At 29.9% G+C, this 7,366-nt stretch carries 9 protein-coding genes; 2 read left to right on the forward strand and 7 right to left on the reverse strand.

Features of this window, described 5'->3' with window-relative positions; genetic code table 11:
- Positions 1-768: 768 nt before the first annotated feature.
- The 5 genes from Q0997_RS19815 to Q0997_RS19835 form a co-directional block, all read right to left on the reverse strand.
- Positions 769-1,059: a type II toxin-antitoxin system RelE/ParE family toxin gene (locus tag Q0997_RS19815; protein ID WP_299892353.1), complete on the reverse strand. Its 291-nt coding sequence runs from the start codon at positions 1,057-1,059 to the stop codon at positions 769-771.
- On the reverse strand, positions 1,059-1,340 hold the full coding sequence (locus tag Q0997_RS19820) for a hypothetical protein (RefSeq protein WP_299892356.1): 282 nt from the start codon (positions 1,338-1,340) through the stop codon (positions 1,059-1,061). The genes Q0997_RS19815 and Q0997_RS19820 overlap by 1 nt, the downstream gene beginning before the upstream one ends.
- An 8-nt stretch (positions 1,341-1,348) precedes the next feature.
- Positions 1,349-2,236 carry a tyrosine-type recombinase/integrase gene (locus Q0997_RS19825; RefSeq protein ID WP_299892359.1) on the reverse strand — a complete coding sequence of 296 codons (888 nt, stop codon included), beginning with the start codon at positions 2,234-2,236 and terminating at the stop codon, positions 1,349-1,351.
- Positions 2,223-3,155, reverse strand: coding sequence for a tyrosine-type recombinase/integrase (locus Q0997_RS19830; RefSeq protein ID WP_299892362.1), 933 nt, complete (start codon positions 3,153-3,155; stop codon positions 2,223-2,225). Before Q0997_RS19830 ends, Q0997_RS19825 begins: the two co-directional genes overlap by 14 nt.
- A gap of 88 nt (positions 3,156-3,243) precedes the next feature.
- Complete coding sequence (locus Q0997_RS19835; protein WP_299892365.1) at positions 3,244-4,776, reverse strand: hypothetical protein; 1,533 nt, start codon at positions 4,774-4,776, stop codon at positions 3,244-3,246.
- Positions 4,777-4,917: 141 nt separating this feature from the next.
- Between Q0997_RS19835 and Q0997_RS19840 the strand changes: the two genes are divergently transcribed.
- Complete coding sequence (locus Q0997_RS19840) at positions 4,918-5,244, forward strand: helix-turn-helix transcriptional regulator (RefSeq protein WP_299892368.1); 327 nt, start codon at positions 4,918-4,920, stop codon at positions 5,242-5,244.
- Entirely contained in the window at positions 5,245-5,616 is a 372-nt protein-coding gene (locus tag Q0997_RS19845) for a hypothetical protein (RefSeq protein ID WP_299892370.1), read from the forward strand.
- Between the two features lie 87 nt (positions 5,617-5,703).
- Here the strand turns inward: Q0997_RS19845 and Q0997_RS19850 are convergent, their stop codons facing one another.
- Positions 5,704-6,306 (reverse strand): hypothetical protein, encoded by a 603-nt coding sequence (locus tag Q0997_RS19850; protein ID WP_299892373.1) that lies wholly within the window; start codon positions 6,304-6,306, stop codon positions 5,704-5,706.
- Between the two features lie 22 nt (positions 6,307-6,328).
- Positions 6,329-7,354, reverse strand: coding sequence for a peptidoglycan DD-metalloendopeptidase family protein (locus tag Q0997_RS19855; protein ID WP_367180229.1), 1,026 nt, complete (start codon positions 7,352-7,354; stop codon positions 6,329-6,331).
- Positions 7,355-7,366: the final 12 nt, after the last annotated feature.

Genomic DNA, 7,366 nt, shown 5'->3' on the forward strand with positions numbered 1-7,366 from the left:
AGCTATCTTTACATAATTGTGCATTATGCCAGCATTCATTTGATTTCTGTAACATAATACAACTATGTAAAATAGCCGCTTCCAGCCGACGCTTGCTGCGGAACTCGGATTCATATTTTCGTTTTTATTTGATAAGATTATAAATACTAACGCACTGCGTTTGTTGCGCTTTAAAAGCCAGCGGAAGCGCCTCGTTTTTCGCCGCCGCGCATTTCCGCTACCTTTTAAAACGTTTAGAGGTGACTCAAAACACAACTTGCTGATTTTGTTTAGAGATCAAGACGTTTTAAAAAGCTGAAGATTTTGGCGAGGCTGGATTTAGAGAACTACTGATTAAAGCGCAAAGGCAATCTTCAGTTTTTTAAAATGTTAGCCTAAATGGCGATTGAATGTCACGTTATAATTGAGGGAACGAGTTGTATAAAAAAACAAGCAAATAAGTAAAACAAGCTTTTCGCTTGATGTCTTTTTGTGCAGCTTTTTTGTGCAAATTCGGTGCGATGGCTTTACGTTAGTAAATATTTCAGATTCCTAGTGCGATTCGGCAGTAGCGAGGATTTTCGGTGGCTGTAAAGTTGGATATTTTACATAATAGCAGTTATAACGACTATTTTTAAACAGCTAAAATATAAACGACTAAAAATTGTGCGAAGCGAACTTATAACTTCTATTATGTAACATAGCTTTGGTGATGCTGTGGATCGCGGAACAAAACAAAAAACAGAGGATTTTGAGGCACGAAAAAACTGGGTTTTGTTTTGTGTGGACTTATTGTTTTTTCTTTTCTGGATTTTGCCAAGTATTAAATACAGAATACACGATGACTTTTCCTTTTGCAGTTTCGTAAATAATTAAGAATGGAAAACGCTTTATAAATGCTTCTCGATACGGTTTTCTTTTTTGAGGAAAGTGCTTTGGATTTACCGTAATTCTGTCAAAATAAGTTTCTAAATGTTCTAAAAACTCTTCGCCTAATCCTAAGCGTTTTTCTTCGTAATAAAGATAAGCTTCTATAATTTCTAAGTTAGCTTCGTCTTTAACTTCTAAAATGTTTGCCATTATTGAGCTGCGTTTCTTGCATTTTGTTTGACTTGTTCCCAAGTAAAAGATTTACTTTCTCCTTTTAAATGTGCTGTTCTTCGCTTATCAATCATTTGATATTGCTCTTCTGTTAATGTAAGTTCTTGTTCATCTTTTTGATAACTTTCTGCTAATGCTTTTATCATCTTTAAAAGTCTTACGTCTGCTGTATTTATATACTCTTTAACTGTATTTCTTAAATCTATAGTTGCCATAATCATCTTTCTTTTCTTATTGTAAATGTACAATTTCTGTTCCATATTCTCTGTTAGTTTATTGGATGGAAGTTATTAATCGCTTCCATTAAGTTTTCTAAATTGTCTTGTTGGTACTTTTCTGTTGAGCCAATATATTTATGTCCGCACATGTCTTGAACTTCTCTAATGTTGTATTTATCAAGCCAAACAGTTATTACACTTGCTCGTAATTGACTCACATTTCTAACCTTGTAATTGGTTTGTTTTAGCTTTTTAGTAACTGCATTTAAGATATTATTAAACTGATTGCTGTTTAAAGGAAAAAGATTATTGTTATATAAGTTTAGATGCTTCTGTATTTTTGGTCTGTATTCATTAATATATTCTAATAATTCTATGACTTGCCACGATTTTAATTCTAATGTTCTGCTGTTACTTTTCTTTGTACTTGGAACATATATCTTGCCTTTGTAGAGTTGTAAATGTTCTAATTCCAGTTTCGCTAATGTTTTACTATTTAAAGCTTGATAAACTATTAATCCTGTAATAACCTTATTTCGTTTTGCAGTTGCTGTAAAATACAAGTCATTGATGTTTTGAGTCTCGTAACTATAATATAAATCTTCTAATTCGTCACTTGATAATAGATTACGTAATACTTTTGTTTTCTCTCTTTTTACAATAATATCTTCTGCAGGATTATCTAATCTTATATAACTTTCATTTAAGTAATTAAAGTAGAGTTTTACACTTCGTATTTGATTGTTTATACTTTCTGCTTTCCAACTTTTAGACTGCAAGTATTTAATGTATTGTAACAGGTTTTTATAATCTATTTGAGTAGATTCTATTCTTTTTTTATTACACCAAGTTTCATAGTCTTTTAAACGATAAATATAACGTGATACTGTACTTTGACTATATCTTTCTTTCTCTAAATACGTTTTATAATCGCTCATATTTCTCAACTAAATGCGTATAGATCTGTGTGGTTTCTAAGTATGCGTGACCTAAAAATTGTTTGATATATTCAATATCCATTCCTGCTTGTAAAAAGTGTGTTGCGATGGAGTGTCTTAATTTATGTGGTGTTATATTTTTAGCTTGTATAGCTTCATTACTAGTTGCGTTTATAATGGTTTTTAAATGTCTCGCAATGTCGTTTCCTCTAATTCTATTTCCAGATTGCCCAATAAGCAAAGCCTCTGTTGTATTGTAATTATTAAACTGTATTCTTGCATCATAAATATAGTTTTCTAATAATTCAAGATTGTAATGATTGATTGGTACAAAGCGCTCTTTATAATTCTTTCCTTTTCTAACTAATACTAATCCTTTATCAAAAAGAATATCTTTAATATTCATCATTATAGTTTCATTTCTACGCAACCCACAACTATATAATAATACCAACATCGCTTTGTTTCTACTAACAATATGTTCTAATTCACTACTATATTCTACTGCTTTAAAAAGGGCTTTGATTTCTTCTTGTGTTAAAATATCTATAGTTTCAATTCGATCTACTCGTTCTGGTTTTAATGGTACATTAAAATGTGTATTGGTGTTATGTTTTCTTAAATAATCTCTAAATTTCTTTAAGACTTGTTGATGCGTATTGAGATACGTTTTACTTAATGCTCCGTTGTATTTCTCATTTGGTCTTTCTTGTAAATATTTATAATAATCACTTACTGTTGTTGGTCTAATATGATTTATACTATTTATATTATGTTGTTCTAAATAATAAAAGAACTCTTGTAAATGGATTGGAAAACTATAGACTGTACTATCTGCAAAACCTAAAATATCTAACCATTCTTTGTAATTAGTAATCAGCACTTTATAGCTTTTGTTTTTTAGTATTAATTTTTTCATCGGTTGACCTTTTTAGAGTTTTAGTGAACTACTTATTTAACTTATTGATTTACAGATGTACTATTAGTCCATTTTAGACTTTGAACCATTATGAACTACTTTGAACCTCTAAAGTTTGTAATGTGGTTTTTAATAGTGTTTCTATTTGCTTGTTTGTAGTTTCGTAATCATTATAATTCACTACTTCATATTGATAACCTTTTCGTTTATCTCCTTTGGTTTTGCGTATTAAATCTGCTAATTGTAATTGTATCATGTAGCGTTTTTGATTACTTGGATTTACTCTTAATATTCTTCTTATTTCTGCATTCGTAAAGGTGTTTTGATTATTAGCTTTTAAATACCCTTTTAGCATTTCGAAAAAGCTTCTACACGCACCATTTAGTAAATCGCTTTTACGTAGTAAAACATCTTGTATTAACTCGTTTGCTTCTTCTATATCTTCAATATTTGTTTCTATGTATTCTTCTCCTGTTTGCTCGTCATACCTGCGTTTACGTTGTAATTGCTTGTAAAAGGTAATCGCTTCTATAAATTGTAAATAATGGCTGTTTGTTCGTCTTGGTTTAAATACTGATTGCGGGAGACTAAGCCGCATTGCGTATGGATTTATTACTCTAATTGGCTGTAATAGTCTTTGTACATTTTTTAGTAATTCTGCTGCTTGTATTTGTGCTGTGATATTTACTTTTCCTGCACTAATAAGTCTTTGATAGTTCATTATTCGCTTATCTTGTTCTGCACTTTCATCGATATATAAAAGGAAATTTCTATTGCTATTATCTTCGTAAATACTTTCTTGTGTTGTACAGCCTGCAACGCTTACTGGACCTTCAACTGTTAGATGTATAGTTTTTGTATTGCCTTTGGTATCTTTATGAACGACTGTTTTTGTTATACGCTTTTTAGATTGTAATTCTCGTAATGGATAAAGCACAGATTCTGCACCATCTAAATCTTCTATCAATATGAGTTTGTGTTGTAATTCTGTGCGATTGAAGTAATAAAAAGCGTTTGCAGATAATACTGTAATTTCTACTTTGTCTTCTTCTGGAATAAGTTCTGATACTTTAGATTGCAAATGTGTTTTACCAACGCCGCTACTTCCTAAACTTATACAATGCAACGGATTATTAGTTTTGCGACTTGTGAAGATTAGATACATTAATAATCTATTGTCTATTTCTCCAATAACGCCGCTTTTGCCTATTAACTCATTTGTTTTAGATAGTAAGTTTTTAGATTTTAAAAAGGTTTCTGCTTGTTTGGTTTCGGTTATGTTTAGTTCTTTAAAATAAGGTTGAGCATCTTGTGTTTGCTTATCTATTAATAAAAATCTATAGTTCTCTAATTCTTTAGTTAGCTTTTGTAATGTTTGTCTTATTTCACTTGTTCCAATTTCTAATCGTTCTGCTACTGTTCTTGTAAATTTCTCAACTTGGTTATCGTTGTATAAATCGATACTATGCCTTAAAACATTTTGGGTTTTTAGTTTTTGCACAGATAAAGTGATTCTTAAGCTCTCTAATTTATTCGTTTTGATGCCGCCTAGAATGTGGATTTCTAGCTGTTTTGTTATGTATTCGTAGTTGTTTGGATTGGAAGTCTTAAGTGTGTTCATAAGTTTGTTTTCTGACCTATTTATCACAAAACTAAAACATTTATCAGATTTAAACAAGCCATATACTACTTTGTTATGATATTTATATCGTATATATTTGCATAAACCGTATTATATATACCATTTTAAAGACTTTTAAGTATGACTTTAGGACAACAAATATCTAAACTGCGTAAACAGAAAAAGCTTTCTCAAAATGATTTGGGTAAAAAAGTTGGGACTTCTGGTGATATTATTGGTCGTTATGAACGTGATGAAGTAAACCCATCTATTGAAGTAGCTTCTAAAATTGCAGATATTCTTGAAGTAAGCTTGGATTTCTTAATTGGTAAACTTGATGTAGAAGTAGATAGTAAGCTATTAAAGCGTGTTATTGATGTACAACAAATGAATGCAGAAGATAAAGCCCATATTTTGTATACACTTGATGCACTCATAAAATCTGTTAAACTTAAATCTATTGCTTAAATGAAGTATTTCTTTTTATTATTTTCTCTAGTAACTTTTATTGGTTATGCTCAATCAAATGATTGTTCTAAATTTAAAACTGGAACTTTTAAATTTGTTGGTTCTGATAATCAAAACACTATTATTACAAGAAACAATTCTATACAAATTGAAGAGAACAATGAAACAGGTATTAAATATACTGGTTCTATAAAATGGATATCTGATTGTAAATACACTTTGACTTATACGGAAGTTAGTAATCCTGATTATAGTTCTATAATAGGAACAACTTTCAATGTTGATATCACTTCGACTACAAAAAGCACTTATAAATACTCTGCTTATAATGATACTCGTAAAATTACTGGAGAGATTATTAAAGTAAAATAGTATTTGTTTTCAAAAATATTACTTCGCTTTAGAGCATAAAAAAACCATCTTTAATAAGATGGTTTTTTATGAATATCAAAATCGTATTTAATTATAATTATTGTTAATTCTTATTTTATTTAATTTGTCTTTTTCAAAATGAAATAGAATATTAGAAAAATCCTCTTCATTCGTGAACTTTATAATATCATTATTATCATTTTCAATTTTAAATTTTTTTAAAAAATCTTTTCTTGACAAACCTACTTTAACATTCTCTTGTAATACAAGTGAATCACTAATTACTGACTGAACAAAAAAACATTTGTTATTAGCTTTAATAAAAACAAAAGAATTTGTTTTATTATCATATGTTATAATTGTATCTGTTTCCTTTTCATTAAAGGAATTTTGTAGATATTTTTCTGTTTTTAGATATTCATCATATTTCAAAACTATATTTTTAAAGCTAACACAACTCATAATAGATTTAAATGGCTGATTCACAAAGCTTTCTTTGACATATGTGTTATATCTTACTTTTTCATTCTCAGTAATAATATTTAAATTTTCTGTTTTGATTTCTTCCTTTTCATTCTGTAATTCTTCTTTAATTTCTTTAGCTCTAACATTATCAACGTCTTTATTCTTACAAGAAATTAAAAATAGTGATAATACAGATATATAAATATATGTTTTAAAATATGTCATCTTATCATTTGTTTTTTAGTATTTATTGCATCCCAGGAAGACTACTTGATATCGTAGGAGGATTAGCTGGCCTTCTAGCTATTCTCGTTACAGGAGCAGTTCTTAATGCAGGAATCACACTTCTAGGGTTTACAACTTGATTATTGCTATTTCTTGTTTCTAAATGTAAATGAGGACCTGTACTATTTCCTGTAGTTCCTACGTTTCCAAGAGCATCTCCTCGATTTACTTCTTGACCATTTGACAAATGACTAATTGTTCCATCTTGTAAATGAAACATACTATACTTTTCGCCTGAGTTTGCTCTAATATGCACTCTATTACCAGCTCCATTACCATCATCACTTGTCCTTACTAATTCAACTTTTCCATTTGCAGGACTTACTACTGGTGTTCCTGCTGTTTGAGTTGCATCTACATCTACTAAGTCAGCGCCATTATGAGCTCGAGTTACTCCACTTACAGGATTAACTCTCGAAGGAGCTTGTTCTGATATAATTGTAGGGTTTTTAACTGGTGATATTATAATATTATCATCTTGAAATTTATGCACTTCTTGAGAAGTTCCACCTCCATCTAAGTCATTAGAAACAGGAGGTACTAAAGGTGTATGATTTTCCTCATTGAATGGCTCCAATTCCAAACCTTCTAATTCAACACCCATTCCCATTTTATTTTCTTGGAATGCATAAGTTGAGTTATACACATAGTCTTCAGACAAAGGATCTATTTGCCAAAAACGACCAATAGCAGGATCACTAATACGATATTTCCATTCGTGTGTGTTTAATCCTAAATCTTCTGTAAATTCTTGTCCTTGATACGTTTTTAGGTTGTTTTTAACACCCTGTATAACACTGTTATAACCTTTGTGTTCTAATCCAAATGGATAGTAATTTTGCTCTCTAAGTATTTCACTTGCAGCATCTATATCACCATTATAATTAAGGTCTGAGTACGTAACTCTTGTATTTCCCCATATATCTTTAAATTGATAGACATAATCAGAAGCACTTATGTAAAATTTTACGATTTCACCCTTTTTTATTCAGTCAAAACA

It is taken from the genome of uncultured Lacinutrix sp. (assembly GCF_947500325.1).
Lineage (GTDB): Bacteria > Bacteroidota > Bacteroidia > Flavobacteriales > Flavobacteriaceae > Lacinutrix.

Excerpts from the sequence above, each read along its gene's own strand:
- Q0997_RS19850 (WP_299892373.1), bottom strand. The coding sequence starts at position 6,306 with ATGACATATTTTAAAACATATATTTATATATCTGTATTATCACTATTT.
- Q0997_RS19820 (WP_299892356.1), bottom strand. The coding sequence starts at position 1,340 with ATGGAACAGAAATTGTACATTTACAATAAGAAAAGAAAGATGATTATG.
- Q0997_RS19815 (WP_299892353.1), bottom strand. The coding sequence starts at position 1,059 with ATGGCAAACATTTTAGAAGTTAAAGACGAAGCTAACTTAGAAATTATA.
- Q0997_RS19845 (WP_299892370.1), top strand. The coding sequence starts at position 5,245 with ATGAAGTATTTCTTTTTATTATTTTCTCTAGTAACTTTTATTGGTTAT.
- Q0997_RS19830 (WP_299892362.1), bottom strand. The coding sequence starts at position 3,155 with ATGAAAAAATTAATACTAAAAAACAAAAGCTATAAAGTGCTGATTACT.
- Q0997_RS19825 (WP_299892359.1), bottom strand. The coding sequence starts at position 2,236 with ATGAGCGATTATAAAACGTATTTAGAGAAAGAAAGATATAGTCAAAGT.
- Q0997_RS19840 (WP_299892368.1), top strand. The coding sequence starts at position 4,918 with ATGACTTTAGGACAACAAATATCTAAACTGCGTAAACAGAAAAAGCTT.
- Q0997_RS19835 (WP_299892365.1), bottom strand. The coding sequence starts at position 4,776 with ATGAACACACTTAAGACTTCCAATCCAAACAACTACGAATACATAACA.